The organism is Mesobacillus sp. ABV4_180, from assembly GCF_056158485.1.
Genome location: NZ_JBSWTJ010000001.1, coordinates 1,810,527 through 1,835,540, shown reverse-complemented (window position 1 = coordinate 1,835,540; position 25,014 = coordinate 1,810,527). Strand labels below are relative to the sequence as shown.

General features: G+C 43.4%; 28 protein-coding genes. 1 reads left to right on the top strand and 27 read right to left on the bottom strand.

Features of this window, described 5'->3' with window-relative positions; genetic code table 11:
- Positions 1-234 precede the first annotated feature (234 nt).
- Genes ACXAEA_RS09255 through ACXAEA_RS09225 form a run of 7 tightly spaced genes read right to left on the bottom strand, consistent with a single transcriptional unit; the run spans position 235 to position 5,817 of the window.
- Entirely contained in the window at positions 235-1,230 is a 996-nt protein-coding gene (locus ACXAEA_RS09255) for a biotin--[acetyl-CoA-carboxylase] ligase (protein WP_475095607.1), read from the bottom strand.
- Entirely contained in the window at positions 1,191-2,399 is a 1,209-nt protein-coding gene (locus ACXAEA_RS09250) for a CCA tRNA nucleotidyltransferase (protein ID WP_475095606.1), read from the bottom strand. Before ACXAEA_RS09250 ends, ACXAEA_RS09255 begins: the two co-directional genes overlap by 40 nt.
- Positions 2,396-3,535 carry an N-acetyl-alpha-D-glucosaminyl L-malate synthase BshA gene (gene bshA, locus ACXAEA_RS09245; protein ID WP_475095605.1) on the bottom strand — a complete coding sequence of 380 codons (1,140 nt, stop codon included), beginning with the start codon at positions 3,533-3,535 and terminating at the stop codon, positions 2,396-2,398. The genes ACXAEA_RS09250 and bshA overlap by 4 nt, the downstream gene beginning before the upstream one ends.
- Positions 3,532-4,248 (bottom strand): bacillithiol biosynthesis deacetylase BshB1, encoded by a 717-nt coding sequence (gene bshB1 / locus ACXAEA_RS09240; protein ID WP_475095604.1) that lies wholly within the window; start codon positions 4,246-4,248, stop codon positions 3,532-3,534. Before bshB1 ends, bshA begins: the two co-directional genes overlap by 4 nt.
- The gene (mgsA, locus tag ACXAEA_RS09235) at positions 4,229-4,660 is read right to left on the bottom strand and encodes a methylglyoxal synthase (protein WP_475095603.1); all 432 of its coding nucleotides are present in this window, start codon (positions 4,658-4,660) and stop codon (positions 4,229-4,231) included. Before mgsA ends, bshB1 begins: the two co-directional genes overlap by 20 nt.
- Before the next feature lie 10 nt (positions 4,661-4,670).
- Positions 4,671-5,471 carry a 4-hydroxy-tetrahydrodipicolinate reductase gene (dapB, locus tag ACXAEA_RS09230; protein WP_475095602.1) on the bottom strand — a complete coding sequence of 267 codons (801 nt, stop codon included), beginning with the start codon at positions 5,469-5,471 and terminating at the stop codon, positions 4,671-4,673.
- A gap of 13 nt (positions 5,472-5,484) precedes the next feature.
- A complete protein-coding gene (locus tag ACXAEA_RS09225; protein WP_475095600.1) occupies positions 5,485-5,817 on the bottom strand; it encodes a nucleotide pyrophosphohydrolase in 333 nt (110 codons plus the stop codon).
- Positions 5,818-6,156: 339 nt separating this feature from the next.
- Between ACXAEA_RS09225 and ACXAEA_RS09220 the strand changes: the two genes are divergently transcribed.
- Complete coding sequence (locus ACXAEA_RS09220) at positions 6,157-7,029, top strand: YitT family protein (RefSeq protein ID WP_475095598.1); 873 nt, start codon at positions 6,157-6,159, stop codon at positions 7,027-7,029.
- A 31-nt stretch (positions 7,030-7,060) separates the two neighbouring features.
- On the opposite strand, the gene ACXAEA_RS09215 is transcribed toward ACXAEA_RS09220, so the two are convergent.
- The 20 genes from ACXAEA_RS09215 to ACXAEA_RS09120 form a co-directional block, all read right to left on the bottom strand.
- A complete protein-coding gene (locus ACXAEA_RS09215) occupies positions 7,061-7,735 on the bottom strand; it encodes a zinc metallopeptidase (protein WP_475095597.1) in 675 nt (224 codons plus the stop codon).
- Positions 7,736-7,795: 60 nt separating this feature from the next.
- Positions 7,796-8,590 carry a sporulation protein YpjB gene (gene ypjB, locus ACXAEA_RS09210; protein ID WP_475095596.1) on the bottom strand — a complete coding sequence of 265 codons (795 nt, stop codon included), beginning with the start codon at positions 8,588-8,590 and terminating at the stop codon, positions 7,796-7,798.
- A 69-nt stretch (positions 8,591-8,659) separates the two neighbouring features.
- Positions 8,660-9,262 carry a lipoprotein heptaprenylglyceryl N-acetyltransferase LhaT gene (lhaT, locus tag ACXAEA_RS09205; RefSeq protein ID WP_475098091.1) on the bottom strand — a complete coding sequence of 201 codons (603 nt, stop codon included), beginning with the start codon at positions 9,260-9,262 and terminating at the stop codon, positions 8,660-8,662.
- A gap of 168 nt (positions 9,263-9,430) precedes the next feature.
- On the bottom strand, positions 9,431-10,189 hold the full coding sequence (locus ACXAEA_RS09200) for a c-type cytochrome (protein ID WP_475095595.1): 759 nt from the start codon (positions 10,187-10,189) through the stop codon (positions 9,431-9,433).
- A gap of 68 nt (positions 10,190-10,257) precedes the next feature.
- Positions 10,258-10,932: a menaquinol-cytochrome c reductase cytochrome b subunit gene (gene qcrB / locus ACXAEA_RS09195; RefSeq protein ID WP_475095594.1), complete on the bottom strand. Its 675-nt coding sequence runs from the start codon at positions 10,930-10,932 to the stop codon at positions 10,258-10,260.
- A gap of 3 nt (positions 10,933-10,935) precedes the next feature.
- Complete coding sequence (locus ACXAEA_RS09190) at positions 10,936-11,442, bottom strand: QcrA and Rieske domain-containing protein (RefSeq protein ID WP_475095593.1); 507 nt, start codon at positions 11,440-11,442, stop codon at positions 10,936-10,938.
- Positions 11,443-11,598: 156 nt separating this feature from the next.
- A complete protein-coding gene (locus ACXAEA_RS09185) occupies positions 11,599-12,054 on the bottom strand; it encodes a YpiF family protein (RefSeq protein WP_475095592.1) in 456 nt (151 codons plus the stop codon).
- A gap of 116 nt (positions 12,055-12,170) precedes the next feature.
- The gene (locus ACXAEA_RS09180) at positions 12,171-12,725 is read right to left on the bottom strand and encodes a ReoY family proteolytic degradation factor (protein ID WP_475095591.1); all 555 of its coding nucleotides are present in this window, start codon (positions 12,723-12,725) and stop codon (positions 12,171-12,173) included.
- Positions 12,726-12,764: 39 nt separating this feature from the next.
- Positions 12,765-14,030: a tetratricopeptide repeat protein gene (locus tag ACXAEA_RS09175; protein ID WP_475095590.1), complete on the bottom strand. Its 1,266-nt coding sequence runs from the start codon at positions 14,028-14,030 to the stop codon at positions 12,765-12,767.
- 63 nt (positions 14,031-14,093) lie between these two features.
- Positions 14,094-14,999, bottom strand: coding sequence for a hypothetical protein (locus ACXAEA_RS09170; RefSeq protein WP_475095589.1), 906 nt, complete (start codon positions 14,997-14,999; stop codon positions 14,094-14,096).
- A gap of 170 nt (positions 15,000-15,169) precedes the next feature.
- The gene (aroA, locus tag ACXAEA_RS09165; RefSeq protein WP_475095588.1) at positions 15,170-16,456 is read right to left on the bottom strand and encodes a 3-phosphoshikimate 1-carboxyvinyltransferase; all 1,287 of its coding nucleotides are present in this window, start codon (positions 16,454-16,456) and stop codon (positions 15,170-15,172) included.
- Between the two features lie 20 nt (positions 16,457-16,476).
- Entirely contained in the window at positions 16,477-17,580 is a 1,104-nt protein-coding gene (locus tag ACXAEA_RS09160; protein ID WP_475098090.1) for a prephenate dehydrogenase, read from the bottom strand.
- A 15-nt stretch (positions 17,581-17,595) separates the two neighbouring features.
- Positions 17,596-18,699, bottom strand: a complete 1,104-nt coding sequence (gene hisC, locus ACXAEA_RS09155) for a histidinol-phosphate transaminase (protein WP_475095587.1) — start codon at positions 18,697-18,699, stop codon at positions 17,596-17,598.
- Between the two features lie 104 nt (positions 18,700-18,803).
- The gene (gene aroH / locus ACXAEA_RS09150; RefSeq protein WP_475095586.1) at positions 18,804-19,160 is read right to left on the bottom strand and encodes a chorismate mutase; all 357 of its coding nucleotides are present in this window, start codon (positions 19,158-19,160) and stop codon (positions 18,804-18,806) included.
- The gene (gene aroB, locus ACXAEA_RS09145; protein ID WP_475095585.1) at positions 19,144-20,244 is read right to left on the bottom strand and encodes a 3-dehydroquinate synthase; all 1,101 of its coding nucleotides are present in this window, start codon (positions 20,242-20,244) and stop codon (positions 19,144-19,146) included. Before aroB ends, aroH begins: the two co-directional genes overlap by 17 nt.
- A 2-nt stretch (positions 20,245-20,246) precedes the next feature.
- Positions 20,247-21,419, bottom strand: coding sequence for a chorismate synthase (gene aroC / locus ACXAEA_RS09140; RefSeq protein ID WP_475095584.1), 1,173 nt, complete (start codon positions 21,417-21,419; stop codon positions 20,247-20,249).
- Positions 21,420-21,629: 210 nt separating this feature from the next.
- Positions 21,630-22,406 carry a CheR family methyltransferase gene (locus ACXAEA_RS09135; protein WP_475095583.1) on the bottom strand — a complete coding sequence of 259 codons (777 nt, stop codon included), beginning with the start codon at positions 22,404-22,406 and terminating at the stop codon, positions 21,630-21,632.
- 142 nt (positions 22,407-22,548) lie between these two features.
- Positions 22,549-22,995 (bottom strand): nucleoside-diphosphate kinase, encoded by a 447-nt coding sequence (gene ndk / locus ACXAEA_RS09130; RefSeq protein WP_475095581.1) that lies wholly within the window; start codon positions 22,993-22,995, stop codon positions 22,549-22,551.
- Positions 22,996-23,086: 91 nt separating this feature from the next.
- Positions 23,087-24,049 (bottom strand): heptaprenyl diphosphate synthase component II, encoded by a 963-nt coding sequence (gene hepT / locus ACXAEA_RS09125; RefSeq protein ID WP_475095580.1) that lies wholly within the window; start codon positions 24,047-24,049, stop codon positions 23,087-23,089.
- Positions 24,050-24,304: 255 nt separating this feature from the next.
- Complete coding sequence (locus ACXAEA_RS09120) at positions 24,305-25,012, bottom strand: demethylmenaquinone methyltransferase (protein ID WP_475095579.1); 708 nt, start codon at positions 25,010-25,012, stop codon at positions 24,305-24,307.
- Between the last annotated feature and the right edge of the window lie 2 nt (positions 25,013-25,014).

Below are 25,014 nucleotides of genomic sequence, written 5' to 3'. Positions count from 1 at the left end.
TCCTTAAGAGGAGATAAAACAATCCATCAATACGAGACACTAAAAAAGGACCCATCTATGCCAGAAGGACCCTTTGAAGCCTGTACTTGTTTCATCCCTCTGTCCCAGTCCGATACGCGGATCCAGGCAGAACTATTTTATTATGTTCATCAACAATCAAAACATGGTGCAGTTCTCACGATACCGCCCAGATTGATTATAGCAAATGACTATTATTTTGGCTACTTTACGAAATTATTCATCTATTTTTATATCGGCAGAATAGATATTGTGAACCTTCCCATCTATATCCTCGATCAAAAGGACTCCATCTTCGGTAATACCGATGGCTTTCCCCTTTATTTCCCCAGTCAGTGTTCGGGCTGTAATAGCCTTTCCAATACTGACGGCATAACTTTCCCACATCAGCTTAATTGGGAAGAAGCCTGATTCAAGATAAAGTAAATAAAGCTTTTCCAGTTTCTCCAGAATCGTTCTTATCAATCTTTCCCTATCAACAATACCGCCAGTTTCAATGGCAAGCGACGAGGCGATAAATTGTATTTCCGGCAGAAAATCTTCTTCTCTTATATTAACATTTATGCCGATTCCAATGATGACTGAATGGATGCGATCCGCTTCGGCCTGCAGTTCGGTAAGGATACCGGTTATCTTTTTCCCATTGATTAAAATATCATTCGGCCACTTGATTTCCGGAAGCAAGCCTGTCACTTCCTCGATCGCCTGGACTACGCCCACCGCAGTAATCAATGTTAGCTGCGGGGCTTTTGGAATAGGGATTGCAGGCCTGAGGATGATGCTCATCCATATGCCTGTATATTTGGGAGAATGCCATTTACGGTCCATCCTTCCCCTTCCCGCAGTCTGCTCTTCAGCAATTACGACTGTGCCCTCTTCGGCATTTTCGTAAGCTAGTTTATAGGCAATTTTCTGGGTGGACTCCACACTCTCATGATAATGCAGACTCTTGCCTAAAAATCCGGTCTTCAATCCCAATTTGATTTTGTCAGCAGTCATGTTTTCCGGTATCGAGGTAATTTTGTACCCTTTTCTCCTTACAGCTTCGAACTCAAAACCTTCCTTGCGAAGCTCTTCAATATGCTTCCATACTGCCGTCCTGGTACAGCCTGCGAGATCAGCTAAATGCTGGCCGGACAAATATTCCGATTCGTTATTCGTAAAGGCATCGATTAATTTCTTTCTGATTTCTGATTGGACTCGCTCAGCCATTCCCTTATTTTCTCCTTTTCATTTGGTACTGCGCCGTTAATCACGGCCCGTTCTATATCTTCCAGGAGTTCACGCAGCCATGGTCCAGGCATCTTTTCCAACCAGGACATCAGATCATTTCCGGTTACATCCAGTTCGGTCCTTTGTCTGATGGGAAGCCTGCTGTGGATTTCTCTGATGATGCTCATTGTCCCATCTTGCTCATTCAGGCAGCCAAAAACCTTTTCGGCGCTTAATGCGGTTTCCATGCCCGCTTTGTATACCGATTCTGTATCCCATTGATGGTCGCAACGGTGCATAAGCCAGGAATGAATCTGTTTAAGCTTCCTGATTTTCTGTATGGGAAGTTTCCATGCCCTCAGGAAATTCTCGATTTCTTTGCCTTTTAAGCCTAATGTTAAGATTAACAAAACCCACGCTTCACTTAGGTCAAGGTTATCCTCTATTAAGGATGAAAAACGGATTACATGTTCACGATGCCCCTTCAAGCCGGGTAAATATTGATGCATGCCACTTTCAGCAAGCAGCCGAATTCCTTCACCTCGATTTGGTCCCTGAAGCATCTTTTCAAATTCGACCGCTTTGCGTTCTACTGCAATATTCTCGAGAAGGTAACAAAGGTTCTGCAATGAGCCAAGAGTATGCCTTTCAATTGTAAAGGACAGTTGTGACAGGAACCTGACAGCTCTTAGCATCCTAAGAGCATCTTCTCCAAAACGCTCATTCGGGCTTCCTACAGTGACAATCTGCTTTTGAAGTATTGCATCCTTGCCAGCAAATGGATCGATGATCTTACCATCTTTATCCATGGCAATTGCATTCATCGTGAAATCACGACGCTGAAGGTCCTCCCTTAAAGACCTGATAAATGACACTTTGTCAGGTCTTCGGTAATCAGAGTATCCTGACTCTGACCGGAACGTCGTAATCTCATATGAGCTGCCTTTGTATTGGACAAGAATGGTTCCATGCTCGATGCCCACATCGACCGTCTTAGGGAATATTTGTTTCAATTCCTCCGGCAGCGCAGAAGTTGCAATATCCACATCAGCAATCTCTCGGCCCAGAATGTGGTCCCTGACAGAGCCGCCGACAAAATAAGCTTCAAACCCGGATTTTTCGATTAATTCAAGAACAGGTACAGCCTGCTGGAATGGTTTGTCTATCATTTTTCATCCTGCCCGATCAGGCTATAATAGATATTTTCATATTCTGAGACGATTTGTTCAGCGCTGAACTTTTTTTCGGCCCGATCTATTGAATTTAAAGCAAACCGTTTGTGGATTTCCGGGTTCGAGAGAATTTCCACAGCCTTATCTGTTATCTCCTCGATATTTCCTAGTTCGCATATATACCCTGTTTCTCCCTCAACGATCACTTCTGGAATCCCGCCCACATTTGTGCCGATGCAGGGAACGCCGCATGCCATCGCTTCCAGGGCAACGAGACCAAAGCTTTCTTTTTCTGAAAGCAGGAGCATTAAATCACTTAAAGAATAGAGTTCTTCCACTCTTTCTTGTTTTCCGAGAAGCAGGACTTTATCCCGGATCCCTAATTCTCCCGCAAGATTACAGACAGTCTTCATTTCTGGCCCGTCACCAACCAGCAATAGTTTAGCTGGCATCTGCTCCAGTATTCCGGCAAAAGTCCTGATTACATCCGGCACTCTTTTTACCGGACGAAAGTTGGAAACGTGGATGATCACTTTTTCTTCAGGAAGGATTCCATAAGCTTTCCGTAATTCTTCAGAATCAGTACGAGTATTCACACGTGTATCAATGAAATTATACACGCAGTCTATTTGTTTCTTCGGTTTGATCAGTTCATATGTCTGAGTGATCAATGAATTCGATACAGCTGTGACATGGTCTGATTTTTCAATTCCAAATCGGATCGCATCAGTAAGAGAGGGGTCGTATCCCAGCACCGTGATATCCGTACCATGGAGGGTGGTGACAATTTTCAGATCTCTTCCGCTCATTTGGCGTGCCAAAATCGCACAAACAGCATGAGGGATCGCATAATGCACATGCAGAACATCCAAATTTTCGAGCACAGCCACTTCGGCAATTTTGCTTGCAAGCGCAATATCATAGGGAGGGTATTGAAAAACAGAGTATTGATTCACTTCTACCTCATGTGAAAAAATATTGCTGTACATTTTCTTCAGGCGGAATGGAAGGCTCGAAGAAATGAAATGAATTTCATGTCCTTTCTCCGCCAGCAGCTTACCAAGTTCCGTGGCAACTACCCCTGACCCTCCAACTGTAGGGTAGCAGGTAATACCGATTTTTAGTTTCCTCATAATTCTTCCCCTAACAGATCCTTGTGAATTAACAAGGGCTTTTTAGACTTAAAGCCTTCCGCATACGAAACGCCCGTTTCTTTTCCAAATAACATTTCACGAGCCTCTACAGATTCAATATAGCCATTAACAAGCGGAGTGTCGTAAGTGCCATCCCCTTTTGAAAATTGACTTTCATACGCATTCAATGCATCAATTTTATTCTTCATAAACCCGGAAACATCGACTGCGAAGTCCGGTTTATGGAATCCATTGATCATATAAAAATACAAAGCTTCAGGCCTGTGCGGCTTCAAGCCGAAATCCTCATCATATTTCCTGACTGCTGCCGAAAAGACCGCCTCCTCGACAAGGCGGGCACAGCTGCCGTGATCAGGATGACGGTCATCAAAATAAGGTGCAAAGACAATCTTCGGACGTTTTTGCCTGATTACTCTAACGATTTCCTTTATGTACTCTTCCTTTAAGAAAAGGCCTCTATCTGGCAAACCAAGCGTATCCCTCACAACTACACCCAGGATTTCCGCAGCCTTTGCCGCCTCCTGTTTCCTTATGGCAACCGTTCCGTTCGAAGACATTTCCGCTTCCGTTAAATCGCAGATCCCTATTTTCATTCCTTCGGCAGCATATTTGGCAATTGTTCCGCCCATTCCGATTTCAACATCATCAGCATGGGCACCAAACGCCAATATATCAAGCTTCGCTGTTTCCATTTTTATCACCATGTTCCTCATTCACAATATTTCGCCAGTCAAGATCTCCTCTTTCAATGCCTTTGATTAAAATTTCCGCTGTTCCCATATTTGTCGCCAGTGGTACAGAATATACGTCACAAAGCCTTAGAAGTGCAGTCACATCTGGCTCATGAGGCTGGGCAGTAAGCGGGTCCCGAAAGAAGAACACTGCATCCATGAGATTATTGGCAATGCGGGCACCAATCTCCTGGTCACCGCCAAGCGGACCGGATTGGAATCTCTCTATCTTCATACCGGTTGCTTCAATTATGCGCAAGCCTGTCGTTCCCGTTGCATAGAGTGTATGTTTTTCAAATATCTCTTTGTATGCAACCGCAAAACCCACCAGATCATCCTTCTTTTTATCATGGGCGATTAAGGCAATGTTCATGGTTTCTCCCCTATTCAATAATATTCTCTAGTCCGTATACAAAAGAATCCATCTTCATGACCGTATCGACAGCAAGCTTCACACCTGACATGAAAGAGCTGCGGTTATAGGAATCATGACGGATTGTAAGAGTTTGCCCGTCTGCCCCGAATAACACTTGCTGATGGGCAATTAAACCAGGCAGCCTGACTGAATGTATGTGCATGCCTTCATAGTCAGCCCCACGTGCTCCCTGGATGGTTTCCTTTTCTTCAGGGTGCCCCTGTTTTTTAGGCTCCCGGACGTCTGCAATCATTTGAGCCGTTTTTACAGCTGTCCCAGATGGAGCATCCAGCTTCTGGTCATGATGCAGTTCTATGATTTCGACATCACTGAAGTACCTTGCAGCCATTTGGGAGAATTTCATCATCAGCACTGCCCCGACTGCAAAATTCGGAGCGATGATACATCCTGTCTCCTGTTCCGTACATAGCTGCTCAAGTTCTTCAAGATCCTCTTTTGTAAAACCTGTTGTCCCTACCACTGGACGGACTTTATATTTCAAAGCTGTCTTCGTATGGAACATTCCAACCTCTGGAGTTGTCAGGTCAATCAGCACATCCGGCTGAACGTCCTGAAGGCATTTTTCGAAATCAGTGTAAATCAGTGCATCACTTTCTGGAAATCCCTCGATTTCTCCTAATTTCATTCCATCATGTTTCCTGTCCACAACTCCGGAAAGCTCATACCCTTCTGTTCCCAGAACTAATTCGACAGCTTCTTTCCCCATTCTGCCCCTAGGGCCTGCAATGACTATTTTCACATTATCCATTTCCTTAGCTCCTTTAGCTATCTTTTCTGGTCCAGCGGTCTTTATCCCGAGTGTTGAACTTATTCATCACTCTGTCATGGGCTTCTTCAAGATCAATATTTAAAGAATTTGCGAAACAGATCATCACAAATAACATGTCCCCAAGCTCTTCTTCAATTGTTTTTTCTTCTTCATCACTCTTTTTGGGCTTTTCTCCATAATAATGGTTCACTTCACGAGCCAGTTCCCCAAGTTCCTCGGTCATACGGGCCATCAAAGCAAGCGGACTGAAATATCCCTCTTTAAATTGTCCAATATAAGAATCCACTTCCTGTTGAAGTTCTTTAACAGTCTTATTGGTACTCATTTACTCACCTTCTTATGTAGATTCATCTATTTCGATGTTAGCTTAATGAAGTGGCTTTGACAAATATTTTTATTTCAAACTAAAACAGGCAGGTCAGTCTTTAAATACCTTTTTTCTGACTGCTTCCAAAGAAGCTGCTATCGGCAATATCAACAGAAAATTCTATCTATAATCAGGCTTCCTGTAAAAGATTGCCCTTGATGGATATATTTTATATAATAGCCCTGTTGATTTCCGTTGCAATCAACAAAGCGACAAAACCCGCTTAGGTTTTATTTAAGCAATTGTAAATAGAACCCCACATTTCAGATTTATAGTCGTGCAATAGGAGGAATTTTTTTGCTGTATGGCCTAAAACTAAAAAACATTGTGTTCATTCTGCTTGGTGCGGCTATTTTTTCTTTCGGACTCGTTCACTTCAATATGCAGAATAACCTCGCAGAGGGTGGATTTACCGGCATTACACTTTTGCTTTATTTTGTATTCGGCTGGTCCCCTTCAATCACTAATTTGCTGTTAAACCTTCCGTTGTTCTTCCTTGGATGGAAGCTGCTCGGCCGAAGCGTATTCCTATATACGATCATCGGAACAGTAGGTGTATCAATTTTTCTGGGCATCTTTCAAAAGTATCAAATTGAAATGCCTTTGTATGAAGATTTATTTTTAGCTGCCCTATTTGCCGGTGTATTCATCGGGATAGGCCTGGGTATCATTTTCCGATATGGCGGAACTACTGGCGGAGTCGATATCATCGCAAGGCTTGCACAGAAGTATTTTGGCTGGACGATGGGCCGGACGATGTTCATGTTCGATTTTGGCGTTATTACACTATCCCTTCTTACATATTTGGACTACCGGGAAGCAATGTATACACTTGTTGTTGTCTTTGTAGGAGCCAGGGTGATCGATTTCATGCAGGAAGGTTCGTATGCAGCAAGGGGCGCGATGATCATCTCAGACAAAAATGAAGATATCGCCGCGAAGATCATGAAGGAGATGGACCGAGGTGTCACCAGCTTAAAAGCTGTTGGCTCCTATACGAAAGCTGAAAGAGATGTATTATATTGCGTTGTAGCAAAGAATGAAATCGTACGGCTTAAACATGTGATCAATTCGGTTGACCCTCATGCTTTTGTATCAGTAACCGTGGTTCATGACGTGCTGGGTGAAGGCTTCACCCTCGATGAAAACAAACTGCCCCTGGAAAGATAAAGAAATCCGGACATGACCTGTCCGGATTTTTTTATTCTTCCCTTGTCATTCCTGTATAAATCAACACTAACCTTACTAGCTCTAGAACCGCAACTGCTGCGGCAGCTACGTATGTTAATGCTGCGGCGTTCAGTACCTTTTTTGTTTCTCTTTCCTCATCATTCCTGATGATCCCGGCCGATACTACCTGATCCATTGCCCGGTTTGATGCGTTGAATTCAACCGGAAGCGTGATGACCTGGAATACAACCGCCGCTGCCATGAACAGAATACCAAGCAATAGCATTCCGCTCAAATTAGCAAAAATGCCGATCATGATCAGGATCCATGAAAAGTTGGAACCTAGATTGGCTACCGGAACTAATGCATGCCGGAAACGAAGGAAGGAGTAATCCTCAGCATCCTGGATCGCATGGCCAACCTCGTGGGCAGCAATGGCTGCTGCTGCTACTGAATGGCCAAAAAAGTTCTGTGATGATAGTCGGACGACCTTTGAGCGGGGATCATAATGATCACTCAAATACCCTCTTGTCTCTTCAACACCCACATTATATAGTCCATTATCATCCAAAATTTTACGCGCTACTTCAGCACCAGTCATCTGGGAAGATGAAGGAACCTGTGAATATTTTTTAAATGCTCCCTTTACTCTGAATTGAGCCCAAAGCGGGATCAGAATAATGATTGCAAAGTAAATTAAATACATCGAGAACCTCCTAACAGCTCTAGTTGTTAACCATTATTTTATATATGCTGAAATTCGGTGTCAATTTTTCCGCTCTTTTTGGACATTTTTCGTCTTCTCATTGTCCCCTTTATACTTTTTCCACCCTACATAAGACAATGTAAGGATGATAATACTTCCTGTTGAAATCATCACCCACCATAAGGAAGGGTCCGCTTCATCCTCCGTCATCTCATCAAAAATATTCTGCAAGTCTGATTCCAGTGCTGCGAGTTCTTCCTTGCTGGAAGCTTCATTCAACACCTGTGGCCGATATTGGTCAATATAGCTCACCTTGGCATCAACCTTTTGGATTCTTTCCGGGGTGATATCAATTTTCAGACTTGGATAAATCACATTATATAAAGAAAGGAATGAGTTTAGATTTGAATGGAATTGGTCATTGTCACCTTCGAAAGCAGCGTTTTTCATTTCACTGAAAACCGTCATGATCGGGCCTTCCATCTCTGTCCATAATGGCTGATGGGTAGATGCAATCGCATCAATCGCAAGCCTGAACTTTGTTACACGGTTCATTCTTTCAGTATGTCCCAATTCTGCATTAGCTACAGCTTCAATTGCTTCATCATGGGCTACTGTGATGATCCGCAATTCATCCATTGAAAACACATGGCCATCACCGGTAATTGTCAAGAACTCTTCGGAAAAGTGCTTCAACAGCCTGTCCGCATCTTCATAACGGTGAAGCTTCACCATTTGCAGTGCTTGATCTGAAATATTATCAAGTTCCTCCACAGGCGACGTTGGTTCTGCAAATGCTGCGAAAGGTGCAATTAAGAATAGCACCGAAATTATTATTAGTAATTTTGCCTTCATTCCTGTCCCCCCTCTAAATTCTATTAAAATGTATGTGAGGGTGGACAGGGTTAGACCAAATTTCCGGTCTTACCTTAATGTTTTTATCGAAAGGCTGAACCTGTTCGGCCTTAAAGCAAAATAATAACCAATGCCTATGGAAAGGACACTTAGCCAAAATGTGAAATAGGCGATTTGATCCATGTATAAATCTAGCGTATGGTATCTTGGCATCATCTTGAATACATAATCAATAATCTCGTTATGGAGAACTACGATTGCTGCAACAGCTAGATGCCAGAGCTTTATCCGGTAAAAAGGAGAATAAAGAACTCCTTCAACAGCCATCGCAAAATGGGAACCCATCAGCATGAGCCCGATCCAATCCAGCTGTCCGGAAACCCAAAACACCAATAGGTTCATGACCACTGCCCAAATACCGTATTTAAACAAACTTACAATCGCAAGCGCCTCCATTAGCGGCCAATTCTTCCCCATCAGGAATGCCGCGATCACAAAGACAAAAAACAGGCTTGCAGTCGGGCTGTCAGGAACAAATAGCAGGAATTCTGGTGGTGTATCTACCAGCTGCCATTTATACCAATAGTATCCATAGGCTGTGCCAAGGACATTTACCCAGAACAGTAGCCAAAGAACAGATCTATTGGCTAACAAAGGATATATTCTCTTAATCATCTGACAATCTCCATTCAAAAGTTTTCTAACCTCTATTATGGCAGTTAATAGAAAATAAACCAAGTATAAGAAAAGCGGAGGCGCCTTGGTCAGCCCCGGCGTGAAATCTCAACTTTCACATCAAATAAAAAAGCCTGCAGGTTTCCCTGCAGACTCTGTAGTTCATTATTTGCTGAGGCCGTCGATGAACTCGGAAAGTGTCTTAAGTTCTTCGTCAGTCCCTTTGAAAACTGCAGGCATGTTGCCCTTACCATTCTTTGCAACATCAGCGATTTCTTCAGCGCTCATTTTAGTATCCACTAAGCTTGGCGCTGCTGCACCGCCGGCAAGTTCACCGCCGTGGCATGATGTACAAGTTTGAGCTTGTGCAATCTTATAGCCATCTGAGTTCTTGTCGATTTCGACATCTGAAATCGCACCTTGCTTCTTGGCTGCTTCCCAGTCATGGTGGTCAACGGATTCCCACGTCAGATAGAATACACCAGCAAGTGACAAGAGCATAAAACCAGTAGCAAGCGGACGCTTGGATGGGCGGCGTTCAGAACCAAGGTCAATAAATGGAGCAAGCATAAGCGCGCCAAATGCAAGACCTGGAATTACAAGAGCCCCGATTACTGTATAAGGTCCAGATGCATAAGAATATTTAAGCAATTGATATAAGAATAAGAAATACCAGTCTGGCAATGGAATATACGCTGTATCTGTCGGATCTGCAATCCTCTCAAGCGGAGACGGGTGAGCAATAGTCAAGCTCAAGAATCCGATTAGGAAAACAGCACCAACCATCCATTCCTTCAACAGGAAGTTAGGCCAAAACGCTTCCGTTTTGCCAGGGTATTCCGAGTAGTCTTTCGGAATATTAGGCTTACGTTCTGCAGGGACACGTGAGTCACCTACGAACTTCATACCTTTACCACGATGCATCGAGCAATCCCCTCCTTTTTCCGTATGGTTGAACGGAATTCAATCCGTACAACATGATCATTCAAATTTTACAATGGACCAGAAATACCTTGTTTACGAATCATCAGGAAGTGCGCTCCCATCAAGCCCAGAAGTGCAGCCGGCAGGAAGAATACATGGATCGCGAAGAAACGAGTCAAGGTTTGAGCACCAACGATTGTTGAATGTCCGGAAAGCAATGTTTTAATGTATGGTCCGATCAATGGAACCGCTTCTGCGATCTGCAGGGTAACCTTCGTTGCGAATAATGCTTTCATATCCCATGGAAGCAAGTATCCTGTCAAGCCCAGACCCAGCATAACAAAGAAAATCAAAACTCCGACAACCCAGTTCAATTCACGTGGTTTTTTATAAGCGCCCTGGAAGAACACGCGAAGCGTATGTAAGAACATCATAACGATGACAAGGCTCGCACCCCAGTGATGCATACCGCGGACAATTTGTCCGAATGCTACTTGATTTTGAAGATAATATACAGATTCCCATGCGTTCTTGATGTCCGGAACATAATACATTGTCAGGAACATACCAGATAGGATCTGAATGACAGTGATGAAAAACGTCAGACCGCCAAAGCAATACACGAACGCGGAAAAGTGGTGCGCCGGGTTAACGTGCTCAGGAACCTCATGGTCTGCGATATCGCGCCACAAAGGCGTAATATCCAAACGCTCATCTACCCAATCGTAAATTTTGTTTAACAAAGATTACGCCCCCTTTCGTGGTTCGGCTTTTCCTACATAAAGGAACCCGTCTTTTTCTTTTGTTGGATATACATCCAATGGTGCCAATGGCGGAGTGCCTGGCACGTTTGTTCCATCCTTTTCGTAAAGGCCATAGTGGCAAGGACAGAAGAACTTGTTTTGATTTTTCTTATCCGTATTCCAGTCTACAACACATCCAAGGTGTTTACATACCGGAGACAGTGCAATAGTCTCCCCAGCTTCGTTTTTGAAAACCCAAGCTGTTCCCGTTTCTTCGGATTCATACCATGCATCTTTTTGAGTGAATGTAAAGTTGACTTTTTGCGGTTCATTTGTAATATCTGCGATCTTCAATGGAGTCGCGATAAAATCTCCTGCGTCTTCTGCCTTAAGCATAGGATCAACGGCAAAACGAACCATTGGCATCAGCATACCTGCAGCCATGAAACCGCCTACACCTGTTAGAGTATAGTTTAAGAATTGACGTCTTGAAACACGATGCTTACTCACGTTATTCCCCCCTCTATTTCCAAGTTAAGTCCCCAACGGACATAATTTAAACACATTTTAAAACTAGGACATAACCATGATATATCAATCTCATTACAAAATCAATATAATACTATGTTGAAAACATTTTTAGCCGCGATAAAGCTAACACGGACATTAGTCGTCCTGCCATTTTTCTGTAAACAATGATAATAGCTGCTTCACCTGGTCATCTACAATTGAAACCTTCTGCTGTTCCTGCATGTTTTCCAATGGCAGTGAAGGGAGCCATAACAGGTTCCCGGAAAGCTCCTTCTCATTCTGCCTCCAGCCGCTGTCTGATGTTATATAAAACACATGCTTAAACTGCTTGTCCAATAAAGTATTTTCCCAATCCAGCAAGGCATTAAGGCTTCCTTCATTTCCTTTTATGTATGCAAATCCCGGCAATAGAAAAATCCGTCCCTTAAATTGCTTTTCAAGCTGTGCTGTAAGTATTCCCACAAATTCTGCCATTGAAGCATTTTGTTTCATATCTTCCCCAAAAGATACAGGCATAAGTGGTATGATCGCTGTATCCACATATTCAGCAGCCTTTTGATACATATCGACGTCTGCAGAAACCCATCTCATATTACCAACTCCATCCAGTAAATATTCCATTAAATATAATATCATTATTATGGCAAGTTTTCGAATGGTTTCCGGCATATAAAAACGCAAAATAAAAAGCCTGCTGTTAAAGCAAGCTATGATAAGTTGACTGCGCCTAGTCTCTTTAATCGTTCTGTCAGGTGAGCAAAAGCTTCCTGGTCCTGGCTGTCCAGCGCCTGGTCGATCAGGTTCAATAATTTGTCTTTTTGGAACTTCTGGATACTCTCCTCAAGGAATCTTTCAGCTACCATTTTATCGCTTTCAGTGATTTGGAGCTGCCCAGGCATAAAAGGGTTCTCTTCCAATACAGCCGCAAACTGGTGAGCCTTGTTTGAAGCATGGAAATTTAGCTGGATGTAAATTTCTTCTTCCCTGTTCAAACGAATGTCATGGAAAGACTTTTCTGCGTCTGTCGTCATTACATTTTCCTTAAAGAAACGGAAAGGTACTTCATCAACGCAATGGGTCGACATGATTAATCCCCTTGGACAATACTGTGCATTCTCCACAAAGTGGACTTTTTCCATCAGCTGGTCATGGCTCATCAAGTAGTTAAGGATCCAAACGCATTCCCGCCTTTTAAGCTGGTAATGGTTTAAAAACCAGCGGATAAAATCCTTCTTCTCGTTGACAGATACAGGGGTTGTCATTTTTGAATCCCTCCTCTGCATAACTCACATTTTTTAATGTTACTGATTCTCCGTTAATCTCTCCAGCAGTTCACGGAACTCTTCATTGCCTGGTTCTTTTTCAACTAACTTACTAAAAATTTCGGCAGCCTCGGCCATTTTTCCTTCTTCAATTAAAAAATATCCGTAATCCGATAAAAATTCTTTGTTGTCTTTAAAGAAAGTATATGCCAGATGGTATTTGTTTAATGCCTGTGAAAAATCTTCAATATGCTGATATGCGACAGCTTCATCCCAAAGGAGCTGCGGTTCCTCTTCCTCTTCATGAATATCGGCTTCACGAATAAGGTCAAGCACGTCTTCAAAACGCTCCTGTCTGATCAACAGTTTGTTCAGCACGAGCACTCCTTCTGTAAAACCTGGATCGAGCGCGATTGACTCGCGGAGCAGTTTTTCAGCCGTTTCTTCGTCTGGAAGTTTTAACGCCAATTTCCCGCCATAGAAATATAGATCTTTATTGAATTCATCCTGTTCCATTCCCTGTTTAACAGTTTCAAAGGCTTCTTCGGCCATTTCTTCTCTTTCATATGCCTTAGCAAGGTATAAATATAATGAGTGGTACTCGGGATCGAGTGCTTTGAGTTCTTCAAATTTTTCGATTGCCGTCTTATTATAGCCCGCCTGAAGAGCGGTGAAAGCATAACCGAATAAGGTGTTTATTTCCAGTTTTTGATCAATCGCTTTTTCATAGAACTCGAGTGCTTCTTCAAAAGATCCTCCCGCACTCAAGGTTTCAGCCAGTCTTTGATTAATATTCACACCGCCGATTTCCTCGTGCGTTTTCAAGACTGTCTCATAATATTGGATTGCCTCTGCAAGTTTGCCCTGATGTGTGTAAAGCTCTCCAATGGCAAAATCAATCACTGGTTCCTGTGGCAGCATTCTTTTTGCCTCAAGCAATTTCGTTTCACTTACCTCATACAAGCCTTCCATTTGATACAGGTCAGCAAGCAGCAGCAGCGCCTGAGGAAATGAAGGATCTGACTTGTCCACTTTTTCCAGTGAGAGCATAGCTTCTTCTTCTTTTCCCAGTTCAATTCTGGTTTCAGCAAGCAGGACATGCAGCTCTCCTTCTTCAGGATAGTTTTTCAATAAACTTTCAAGCAGTGCTTCTGTTTCTTCCATGAACCCGAAACGGAACAGTTCTTCGGACAGGAGGAATTTTTCCTCGTCACTGCCTTTGGCAAGAATATCTTTGTATGCAGACATGGCTTTTTCCAGCTGTCCGTTTTCGATATAATTAGTGATTTCATTAACTGCGACCATCTATATCATCCTATCTATTGTTTTAAAGCCACTCCTGTTTTCCTAGTAAAACGGAGGGCTTGTTCATCGATTATCTGTAAAAAATCCTGGTGTCTTGATTATAACATTCTCTCCCTTACCAGGACGATAATAAACCTCGCTGCCAGCACGAATGACTTTACCTTTGTCTACGGTAACAGCTAGTTGTTGGGATTGAAAGAATAAACCTCGTTCATCACGGTGTGTTGTTTCTCCGTTTCTGTAATATAAATTATAACTGAGCTCTCCGCCGCTGTGTAAATTGGATTTATTCGGGAAAATCCCGGTCTTTTTTAAAATTGACATAGACAGCGGTGCATTGCCGCCCAGGTCTTCATTTACTGAAGGAACTTTCTCCTTTTTCATGAGCTCAGTCCATACATTAAGCTGATGCTGCTTTCCTTTTTTGTTCTTGCATTCAGGAAAAACCGGGATTATTGGGCAATTATACGGAAACAGGGCTTCCTTTATCCATCCCCACGGAATTCTCGTCAAATGGTCTATATCATCGATCTCCAGGAATATCGCAGGAATCATTGCACGCTTACATTTTCTGATAAAACCTGGATGCAGCAATCGAGGTGGGATACTGACACCGATCACATAATCAATAGGACTGTCCATTAAATCGCTTTTTGCTTTTCTCAATTTTGCCTCCAGTTCACGTTCAAACTGGACACTGATTGCTGTGAAAACTACCGTGCTTCCTTTCATGATGAAATGATCCAGATAATATTCTTTTCTTTCCTGAAAAGTTCCAGATAACGAGTAAAGGGGATCAAAGAGAACATGTGTGGGGGTCATGATAAACTCGCGTGCATCCATCCTCATATGATTGTACATATTGAATGAAGTTCTTGCAGATACGATCTTCTTGCCATCAACTAGCATACTTGTTGACGATACTGCTTGCCCCTTTAATAAATGGATGTTTTCAATAATGTATGTCACAAAACCACTCCTTTATCGGCCTTATGACAAACTATGCTGAAAACTTTAGAATATAACGGGATCGTTACTTCGAAATTTATAAGAAAAAAATTAGAAGGCCATCCATTTCCCAGGATTGGCCTTCACAGCAAACAATCTATTAGTTTTCAAAACAATCGTTGCACTGGTTTTCAAGCTAATGAATACAAGTCTTCAAAAAAACCCGGGTACGAGACAGCTACAGATTCGCTTTGTTCAAGTTGAACATCCTCATTGCAGAGCATCGCCGCGATTGCCAGCATCATCCCTATCCGGTGATCACCGTGTGCAGACACCGTGCCGCCGCCAAGACTGACTTTCCCTTCAATGATCATGCCATCCTCTGTTGCTTCAATTTTTGCACCCAACTTGTTTAACTCGTTTACAACTGTATCAATACGGTTCGTTTCTTTTACTTTTAATTCCGCAGCATCCTTGATGACTGTCCTGCCATTCGCTTGAGTAGCAAGCAAGGCAATGATAGGAATTTCGTCAATCAGCCTTGGGATCAGCTCACCTTCGATAAGGGTCCCATTAAGCTCGGAATATTTAATCCTGATATCACCAGCTGGCTCGGAAGATTCATTTTCATACTGCTCTATCGTTAAATCTGCACCCATTGAGTTCAGGACATCGATCATACCTGTCCTGGTTGGGTTCAACCCGACATTTTTGAGCAAGATGTCACTTCCCGGAATGATTGCTCCAGCTGCCAGGAAAAAGGCAGCAGATGATATATCTCCCGGAACATTAATATCGGTCCCCTGCAGCTTTTGACCGCCATAAACAGTTACCTGGTCACCAAACCGCTCAACTTTACCGCCGAACTGGGTGATCATTCGTTCAGTGTGGTCCCTAGTTTTGACAGGTTCGATGACCGTTGTTGTTCCTTCAGCCTGCAAACCTCCAAGAAGGATTGCTGACTTCACCTGCGCACTCGCAACAGGCAATTCGTATGTAATGCCCTTCAATGTTTGGCCCTCGACAGTCAGAGGGGTAAATTCACCATTATTCCTCCCTGAGATCTTTGCTCCCATCTTGCCCAGAGGGAGAGTCACCCTGGTCATTGGCCTTTTTGCAATCGATTCATCGCCTTCGAGGTTTGATCTGAAATGAAGTCCTGAAAGGATTCCCATCATCAGCCTGATCGTTGTCCCGGAGTTTCCGACATAAAGAATCTCCTCTGGTTCCTGGAGCCCCTGAATTCCTTTCCCGTTAATCGTCACATTGGTTCCTTCCTGTTGTATATCGACTCCCAGTTTACGAAAGCAGGAGATCGTACTCAAACAGTCTTCACCTGGAAGGAAGTTTTGAACACGTGTGACTCCTTCAGCAATTGCTCCAAACATCACGGACCTGTGGGAAATCGATTTATCTCCGGGGACAGTTATTACACCTTTCAATGAAGTTGTTTTCGTAACAAGCTTTTTAACTGGCATACTATTTCTCCTTCATTCTTCTATCCTTCAGACGTCCCATAGTCAGTCTGGGCTTCAATACATTTCTTTGCCTTATTGCGGTCTTCAGGTGTCTGAAAACTGATTACAAGCACACCATATATATCTTCCCGGGTTTCAAGAATCCTGATGTTAGTGATGCTGATTCTTTCTTGTGCAAGATAACCAGTTATTTCTGAAATAACACCCGGGTAGTCCGGAACATCAACAAACAAATCATAGAAACTCGGAATTGCTCCTTTGTCGCTGACGGCAAGACCATCCCTGAACTTTTTTGCTGTATCGAAAAACTCAAAAATATGATTTTCATCTCCAGTATCCAATAATTCCTTGACCCGGTCCATTTCAACCTGCCAGTCGGATAGCAATGAAACTAGTATGTTGCGGTTCTGGAGCAGAATATCTCGCCACATCTTTGGGCTGCTGGAGGCGATTCTGGTTATGTCCCTGAATCCACCGGCTGCCAGTCGTGCAATGAGAGCATTCCCTTCATCGGCCCTGGCTGCCTGATGAACCAGTGAGGCCGCAATAATATGTGGAAAATGGCTGATCACCCCAGTGAGGTAATCATGCTCCTCTCCAGAGATATTCAGAAATTTAGCCTTAGTACCTGAAAGCCATTCTTTTAGCAATACGACATCCTCAGCTCGGACATCTGGTGAAGGCGTGAGTAGATAAAATGCGTTTTCGAACAAGATTTTCTTTGCAGCAGCAACCCCACTTTTGTGGGAACCCGCCATAGGGTGCCCGCCAATAAAAGAAACACCATTTTCATTAAGGCAGTTTGCTTTCTCAACGATATATCCTTTAGTACTTCCAGTGTCGGTGACGATGACGTCCTTCTTCAAAGTCAAACTGGCTAACAATTCAAGAACCTGTCCGGCAACTGCCACAGGGGTTGCGATGATGATAACATCTGCTTCAACAGCTTCTGATTCTATACTGTCTGCTGTTTCATCTATGATGTCCAGCATCCTGGCAAGATTGAGTTGATGTTCATCCACATCGAATCCGACTACAACAGCTTTAGGATGTGCCTCTTTTATACACAATGCCAGCGAGCCGCCGATTAATCCTAGCCCAATGATAAATACGCGGCCTTCCAGCATAATTTCACGCCCTTATTTTGTTATTGCAGCATTAACTTTCAGATACTCTCTTATCTTTTCAATAACGGCAGCATTCTGGTCGTTCGATCCTATGGTGATCCTTACACAAGCAGGGAAACCAAGAGCCTTACCGGACCGGACGATGAACCCTCTCTCCAGCAGGAATTGAAATACCTCCTGGCCATCCGATTGAAAATCAATCAGTATGAAATTGCCTTGAGAAGGATAATAGTTCAATCCAGCCTCTTCACAAAACTTGTAAAATTGATCTAATCCTGCGCGATTTTCCTTTTTGCACGTTTCAACGAATTCCTGGTCATCAAGTGCAGCCATTGCAGCAGCCTGCGCTAATGTATTGACATTAAAAGGCTCCCTTACTGGCTCAAGTGCCTTTATTGTCTCTTCATGAGCAATGCCATACCCTACCCTGAAGCTGGCCAGGCCATAAATTTTCGAAAAAGTCCGCAGAACTATCACATTTTTATACTGTTCCAGCAGTTTTAGCGAATCATGAAAATCCTCTGCGGTCACATATTCAAAATACGCTTCATCAAGTACAACAAGCACATCATCAGGCACTCGCTTCAGGAAAGCTAGCAGCTCAGCTTCTTTAATATACATTCCAGTCGGATTGTTCGGCGAGCATAGCCAGACTACTGAAGTTTTGGCGTCTATTGCCGCAGCCATTCCTTCCAAATCGTGCGCGCCATCCACGAGTGGAAGTTCTTTTACTTTACTGCCTTCAATAATTCCGTTGTGTTTATATTGCGGAAACGTAGGGGCTGCCATTACAGTATTGTTGTCAGGAGATAAAAGCGCCCTCGATATCATCTGGATAATTTCATCCGATCCATTCCCAAGTATTAACTGACCTTCTTTTACACCAAGGTGAGCTGCAAGCCTGGTTCGCAGTTCTGTTGCGTATCCATCCGGATAAACTGAAAATTTGCCAGAGAAGCGAGCAATCTCATCCATCACTTTTTCTGAAGATCCAAAGGGGTTCTCATTTGATGCTAACTTCACGATTTCCGACAGACCATACTGCCTTTTCACTTCATTGGTTGATTTACCCGGCTGGTATGGTTTCAGCTTTAAAAGCTGCTCTTTCCATCTCATCTTATCCACCTCATCTAAACTTCTCTTTAGTTCGTTATCTAATTAAAGTGATAAAGAATATGAATTTATCATACACCTTTTACCGCTTCAGAAAAAGAAGAAAATTATAGATCTGGACGTAATTGTGCCGCCCCGTCAAGATAGATGTGCCTGATCTCATCCTGATTTTTTTCGGTATTAACATGGATCATCACCCTGATGCACATTTGTAGTGAACCGATGACAGACAATTCCTTCATGCACATCACTGGAACATAGGTCCAGCCCTCTAAATTCCTCAAAGCCTTTGCAGGAAAAGCAGCATTAATATCCTCTGTTGCAGATATAAAGATGGAGGCAACGTTTTCCGGGACAATATTATTGGCGCTGATCGCCTCTCTTAGAAGCCTCTCAGCTGCCGATACAATTTCTTCGACATCATTCTTGTTCACCGTAATCGCGCCTCTAACTCCTCTGATCATTTTGCCCCTCCTCCAAAAATCTTTCCAGTTTCTTTAACAGCAGGGTTTCATCCACTTCAACGAGTACCGGTATCCCGATCTCTTTGAGCAGTACGAACCTTACTGTTCCGTTGACCGATTTTTTATCCTGCTTCATCCGTAAAAGCAATTTTTCCACTATAAATCCATTTGTCATTGACGTTCTGTATCCAAGACTATTTAGCCACGAAGTGAAATGTTCCAGGCAAAAATCCATACCCAGCATTTCCTTGCTTAATTGAAGTGCAAATACCATCCCAATCGCAACGGCCTCACCGTGAGTCACTTTACCATATCCTGCTTCTGCTTCAATTGCATGGCCTAGTGTATGACCGAAGTTCAGATAGGCGCGGACCCCTGCTTCCCGTTCATCTTCAGCGACAATGGAACCTTTAATTTGGATTCCTCTTGATAAAAAATCCAGCAGCTTCTGATTTTCAATTTTCTTTAAAGTCCTGATTTCCTCTTTGAGCCCATAATAAAAGCTTTCATCACTTATAAGTGCGTGCTTTATGACTTCTGCAAAACCTGATCTGAGCTCTTGATCTGGCAGAGAATCGATGAAATCAAGATCGTATACAACAGCGTCTGGCTGATGGAATGCCCCAATCATGTTCTTTCCTAATGGATGATTGATTGCCACTTTGCCCCCAACAGCACTGTCATGCGCCAAAATCGTTGTCGGCACCTGGATGAAACGGATTCCCCTCATGTAGGATGCAGCTACAAACCCAGCCAGATCACCTACAGCACCTCCGCCAAAAGATATAATCATCGATTTACGGTCGAGCTTGTTTTCCAGTGCGGCAGTAAGACAATCATAATAGACATCAAAAGTTTTTGCTTTTTCGCCTGCAGGTACAATTTTTTCGACTATTCCTGTAAGCCCTGTTTGTTTCAGAAAATAAGGGAGATGAAGCTCAGCCACCCTCTCATCGGTAATGACCATCACCTTTGTATAGGTGTCTGCGGTCTCTTCAAGGATATCTTTAAGTTTTTTTATCGCTCCGTTACCTATGTACACAGGATAGGATTTTGTGCTCGTGTGGATTTCGATCCGTTGCATTATTAAAAATCCCTCACAGTCCTTCTTTGCAGCTCGATTGTTGCTTTGAGCGTGTCAAAACGATCTGAATAAAACTGGTCCACGAGAGCAGAAGCAAGTTCCCAGGCAACAACACTTTCCGCAACTACAGCAGCTGCAGGCACTGCACAACTGTCAGATCGTTCAATGCTTGCCGCAAACGGTTCTTTCGTTTCAATATCCACACTCATCAAAGGCTTGTAAAGTGTTGGAATTGGTTTCATTACCCCACGGACAACAATTGGCATTCCTGTTGACATGCCACCTTCAAATCCGCCCAATCGGTTCGTTTTGCGGTAATAACCCCGGCCCTCATCCCAGGCAATTTCGTCATGCACCTGACTTCCAGGTTTACGGGCAGCTTCAAAGCCAATCCCAAATTCAACCCCTTTAAAGGCGTTGATGCTTACAATCGCAGCTGCCAGCTTTGCGTCAAGTTTGCGGTCAAAATGAACATAGCTGCCGACTCCCGCAGGCATTCCTTCTGCGATGACTTCAACAACTCCCCCGATCGAGTCACCATTTTTCTTTGCATCGTCAATTGCTACCATCATTTTCAGCCCTGCTTCTTCATCAAAACAGCGTACCGAGGATTCTTCTGTTACTTCCTTTAGTTGTGAAAGAGTCGTAAAATCCTGTTTCTCAGCTTTTATGCCTCCAATTTCAACAACGTGGGCAACTACCTCAATCCCCAGTAAGGAAAGCATTTTTTTTGCTGCAGCCCCTGCGGCAACCCTTACAGTCGTTTCTCTGGCCGAAGAACGTTCGAGAACATTCCTCATATCGCGATGACCATATTTTAGTGCACCATTCAGGTCAGCATGCCCAGGACGGGGACGGGAAATTTTCCTTTTCACTTCTTCGGATGACTGGTCGTCCAGAGGCTCCTGCCCCATAATTCCTGTCCAGTGCTTCCAATCATTATTTTCGACAACAAGCGCAATCGGTGATCCCAGGGTTTGCCCATGCCTAATCCCGGAAGTGATTTGCACTGTATCCTTTTCGATTTGCATCCGTCTTCCGCGCCCATGTCCCTTCTGCCTGCGCGCAAGCTCCTTGTTGATATCTTCTGCAACGAGCGGCATACCAGCAGGCATCCCCTCAATAATCGTTGTTAGCTGTGGTCCATGTGATTCTCCGGCTGTTAAGTATCTCATACACTTTCTCCCTTCAACTCGCTAAAGGATTTTTTATACTATATCACACTGTTCATAAGAAAAATAGTAATAAATTTATAATTTTGAAATTTTTATTATTCCTTTTTCAGAATGAAGCCATTTTATCATGTAGGGTGCTGACTCGCAAAAAACAACCCAGCTATCCATCCTGACAATGTGAAAAAGGGAGCTCGGACACCCGGCTCCCAGTTACTGCTTCTTTCTGTAGAAAAATGTATCTGCTGTTTCGAAATTATATGTAGCAGGATTGAAGATTTGCTCGGTGCTGCCGACAAACAGGATTCCTCCAGGCTTCAATGCCGAGCTGAAATTATGATAGATACTTTCTTTCGCTTCTTCGGTAAAATAAATCAGGACATTCCTGCAGACAATTAAATCAAACGGCCCTCCGAAACGGTCAGCCAGAAGATTCTGCTTCTTGAAGGTTACCGTTCTTTTAATATCCTCCGTCACTTCGTAAAAAGGTCCGTCTTGCCTAAAGTACTTTCTGACAATTTCATTTGGAACTTCATTAAGAGAGCGTTCCGCGTACACCCCAATCTTGGCTTTCGCGATTACATTCTCGTCAATATCTGTCGCAAGGATCTGGATTTTCGTTAGAGGCAAATGTTTTGATAGCACCATTGCCAATGTATAGGGCTCTTCTCCAGTCGAACAAGCTGCACTCCAAATTTTCGGATTCGGATTATTCCTGATCAACTCGGGCAGGATGACCTTATCAAGTACTTCCCATCTTTTTGCGTTTCTATAAAACTCCGACACATTAATCGTCATCCGGTCCAGAAACTCGTTCATAAGCTGGGTATCCTTGCTAAGCGCATGAAAAAACTCATTAAAAGAGGCATAACCCTTTTTCTGATAGAGAGAGGTCAACCTTCTCTTCATTTGGGCTTCCTTATATAGAGAAAGATTTATACCCGTTTTTTGATAGATTTTCGCGATGAAGTTTTCATAGTCTTGCAGCATCATTTTGCTCCTTATCATAACTAGAAAAAGTTGGACAAATTCATTATAACGAATAATGATGGTGCAAGAGAGATTTTTTTTAAAAAAACTTCCTCTGTAAAAAGAAAAAAGGCACTTGTTTGAACAAGTGCCTGAGAGTTTTTTAGTAAACCCACTCGTTGATTAATTTGCTGTATTCAGCCAATTCTTCCTGTTTGAAGAATAAACCGATTTCACGCTCAGCGCTTTCTGAAGAGTCAGAACCGTGAATCACGTTCTTGCCTACAGTGACGCCGAAGTCTCCGCGGATTGTTCCAGGAGCTGCATCTTTAGGGTTAGTAGCACCCATCATCTGGCGTGCAGTAGAGATTACATTCTCTCCCTGCCAAACCATTGCGAAAACCGGGCCAGATGTAATGAAATCTACCAATTCGCCGAAGAATGGACGCTCTTTGTGTTCGCCATAATGCTCTTCAGCAAGTTCTCTTGGGATGTTCATAAGTTTTGCGCCAACAAGCTGGAAGCCTTTCTTTTCGAAACGGGCTACAACTTCACCGATCAGGTTACGCTGTACTCCGTCAGGCTTGACCATCAAATAAGTCTTTTCCATGAGTTCCACTCCTAATTCTTATATGTATGTGAACCGCTTACAAAAGCAATCCTTAGAAATAGTATCATTTTTTTGAAAAATCCGCAACTTGCTAATACTTGCGTTTTCCAATAAATTTGGCGATGTCTCGCAAGGACTTCTTTGCTTTGTTTGGAGGCAGTCCGTCAAGTATGGAAAGTGCCTTTTCCAGGTAACGGTCGCTGATGTTAAGTGACTTCTCAATCGCACCGGATTCCTGTACCAGCTGGAGAATCTCATCAAGTTCTTCTCTGGCCATTCCTTCATGGACGGTCCTGACCTTGTTCCGGATCTGTTCGTCTTCCATGGCATAAAGGACTGGAAGCGTGATATTACCCTGCAGCAGGTCTCCCCCCGCAGGCTTGCCCAGTTCTTTTTCAGTTCCTGTGAAATCTAATACATCATCCGTGATTTGGAAGGACATTCCGACATAATAGCCAAACTGATAGAGCTTTTTATGGTCCTTTTCAGGTACTCCTGAAACGACGGCACCCAACTGGCAGCTGGCAGCAATGAGGAGCGCCGTTTTGCGTTTGATCCTCAGCAAATAATTGCGCAGATTTTGCTCAAAATAATATTTATCTTTTATTTGCTCGATTTCCCCTACACTCAGTTCGACAATCGTATCCGAGAGGATCTGGTGCGCAACTGGATCCTTGATTTTTGTCATCAGCTCCAGCGCTCGCGCAAAAATATAATCACCAGTATACATGGCAATCCGGTTATCCCATTTTGCTTTGATTGTAGGCTGGCCACGGCGAAGTTCCGCATCATCTATGACATCATCATGGACAAGGGAAGCCATATGGATCAGTTCGAGAGAGACAGCGACATCCTTAATGACCTCAATATCATAATTCCCGAATTTGCCACCAAGAAGCACGAATACTGGACGGATCCGTTTGCCGCCTGCTTTCAGCAAATGAAGGCTTGCATGCCTAAGCAACTGGGATTCTGCCTGGATTGTCTCTTCAAGCTCTTTTTCAATCAAAGTCAAATCAGAATTCAAATATGTATATAACAGCTTCATTTTCATAATTATCCACCCAGCTTATGCATCCTGCAAAACACTGCTGAGCATCACGAACCAATACAGTTCTTTCCGCCCATTTTCCATGCAGGAGGGATTTTTTATGCCCAGGCCCGGTTGACACCTAAGCTATGTATGAAAGATTTCTCGTAAAATAAAAATGCCATTCCCAACCACAAGAAAGTCCTTTTACGAGAAAGCTTAATTAAAAACAGGCTGACCTTCCCTGCCGAGCGTATTGGAAAAGGGCAGCCATATGGATTATGATTGTTTACGGCCTATGTGAACAGCAGCAACTCCGCCACTGTATGGTTTATACTCGACATCTACAAATCCCGCTTCCGAGAACATTTTCGCAAGTTCTTTCATACCCGGAAAATCCTTCGCAGACTCCTGCAGCCATGAATACTCATCATAGCTCTTTGCGAACAGTTTTCCAAACATCGGCATGATGAATCTGAAGTATAAGCGATAAGCCTGTTTAAATCCCGGCATAGTCGGCTGGGAAGTTTCAAGACAAACAGCCATTCCACCCGGCTTTAAAACTCTGTGCATTTCGCGCAGCACCTGGTTATAATCAGGAACATTCCGCAGGCCGAAACCGATCGTTACATAGTCGAAACTATTATCTTCAAATGGCAGCTCCATCGCATTGCCATGGATGAGAGAAGCCTGATCCAACTTGCGAGCCTTCAGTTTCTCTTCGCCAATCGTAAGCATATTTTTGCTGAAATCAAGGCCGGTGACACTGCCCTCTTTCCCGGCAGCTTCCGCGAGTGCAATTGTCCAATCAGCCGTACCACAGCAGACATCAAGTGCTTTTGACCCTTTTGGCACATTCATTTTCTTCATCGTGTCATTGCGCCACTTAATATGCTGCTGAAAACTGATTACAGAATTCATCTGGTCATAGTTTTCATAGATTTTTTCAAAAACCCCATGCACTCGTTCTTCTTTCGATTGCTGCATTC

Coding starts and splice junctions, on each gene's coding strand:
- ACXAEA_RS09255 (WP_475095607.1), bottom strand. CDS start 1,230: ATGGCTGAGCGAGTCCAATCAGAAATCAGAAAGAAATTAATCGATGCC.
- ACXAEA_RS09250 (WP_475095606.1), bottom strand. CDS start 2,399: ATGATAGACAAACCATTCCAGCAGGCTGTACCTGTTCTTGAATTAATC.
- bshA (WP_475095605.1), bottom strand. CDS start 3,535: ATGAGGAAACTAAAAATCGGTATTACCTGCTACCCTACAGTTGGAGGG.
- bshB1 (WP_475095604.1), bottom strand. CDS start 4,248: ATGGAAACAGCGAAGCTTGATATATTGGCGTTTGGTGCCCATGCTGAT.
- mgsA (WP_475095603.1), bottom strand. CDS start 4,660: ATGAACATTGCCTTAATCGCCCATGATAAAAAGAAGGATGATCTGGTG.
- dapB (WP_475095602.1), bottom strand. CDS start 5,471: ATGGATAATGTGAAAATAGTCATTGCAGGCCCTAGGGGCAGAATGGGG.
- ACXAEA_RS09225 (WP_475095600.1), bottom strand. CDS start 5,817: ATGAGTACCAATAAGACTGTTAAAGAACTTCAACAGGAAGTGGATTCT.
- ACXAEA_RS09215 (WP_475095597.1), bottom strand. CDS start 7,735: ATGTATTTAATTTACTTTGCAATCATTATTCTGATCCCGCTTTGGGCT.
- ypjB (WP_475095596.1), bottom strand. CDS start 8,590: ATGAAGGCAAAATTACTAATAATAATTTCGGTGCTATTCTTAATTGCA.
- ACXAEA_RS09200 (WP_475095595.1), bottom strand. CDS start 10,189: ATGCATCGTGGTAAAGGTATGAAGTTCGTAGGTGACTCACGTGTCCCT.
- ACXAEA_RS09185 (WP_475095592.1), bottom strand. CDS start 12,054: ATGAGATGGGTTTCTGCAGACGTCGATATGTATCAAAAGGCTGCTGAA.
- ACXAEA_RS09180 (WP_475095591.1), bottom strand. CDS start 12,725: ATGACAACCCCTGTATCTGTCAACGAGAAGAAGGATTTTATCCGCTGG.
- ACXAEA_RS09175 (WP_475095590.1), bottom strand. CDS start 14,030: ATGGTCGCAGTTAATGAAATCACTAATTATATCGAAAACGGACAGCTG.
- aroA (WP_475095588.1), bottom strand. CDS start 16,456: ATGCCAGTTAAAAAGCTTGTTACGAAAACAACTTCATTGAAAGGTGTA.
- hisC (WP_475095587.1), bottom strand. CDS start 18,699: ATGAGATGGAAAGAGCAGCTTTTAAAGCTGAAACCATACCAGCCGGGT.
- aroH (WP_475095586.1), bottom strand. CDS start 19,160: ATGATCAGAGGAGTTAGAGGCGCGATTACGGTGAACAAGAATGATGTC.
- aroB (WP_475095585.1), bottom strand. CDS start 20,244: ATGCAACGGATCGAAATCCACACGAGCACAAAATCCTATCCTGTGTAC.
- aroC (WP_475095584.1), bottom strand. CDS start 21,419: ATGAGATACTTAACAGCCGGAGAATCACATGGACCACAGCTAACAACG.
- ACXAEA_RS09135 (WP_475095583.1), bottom strand. CDS start 22,406: ATGCTGCAAGACTATGAAAACTTCATCGCGAAAATCTATCAAAAAACG.
- ndk (WP_475095581.1), bottom strand. CDS start 22,995: ATGGAAAAGACTTATTTGATGGTCAAGCCTGACGGAGTACAGCGTAAC.
- hepT (WP_475095580.1), bottom strand. CDS start 24,049: ATGAAAATGAAGCTGTTATATACATATTTGAATTCTGATTTGACTTTG.
- ACXAEA_RS09120 (WP_475095579.1), bottom strand. CDS start 25,012: ATGCAGCAATCGAAAGAAGAACGAGTGCATGGGGTTTTTGAAAAAATC.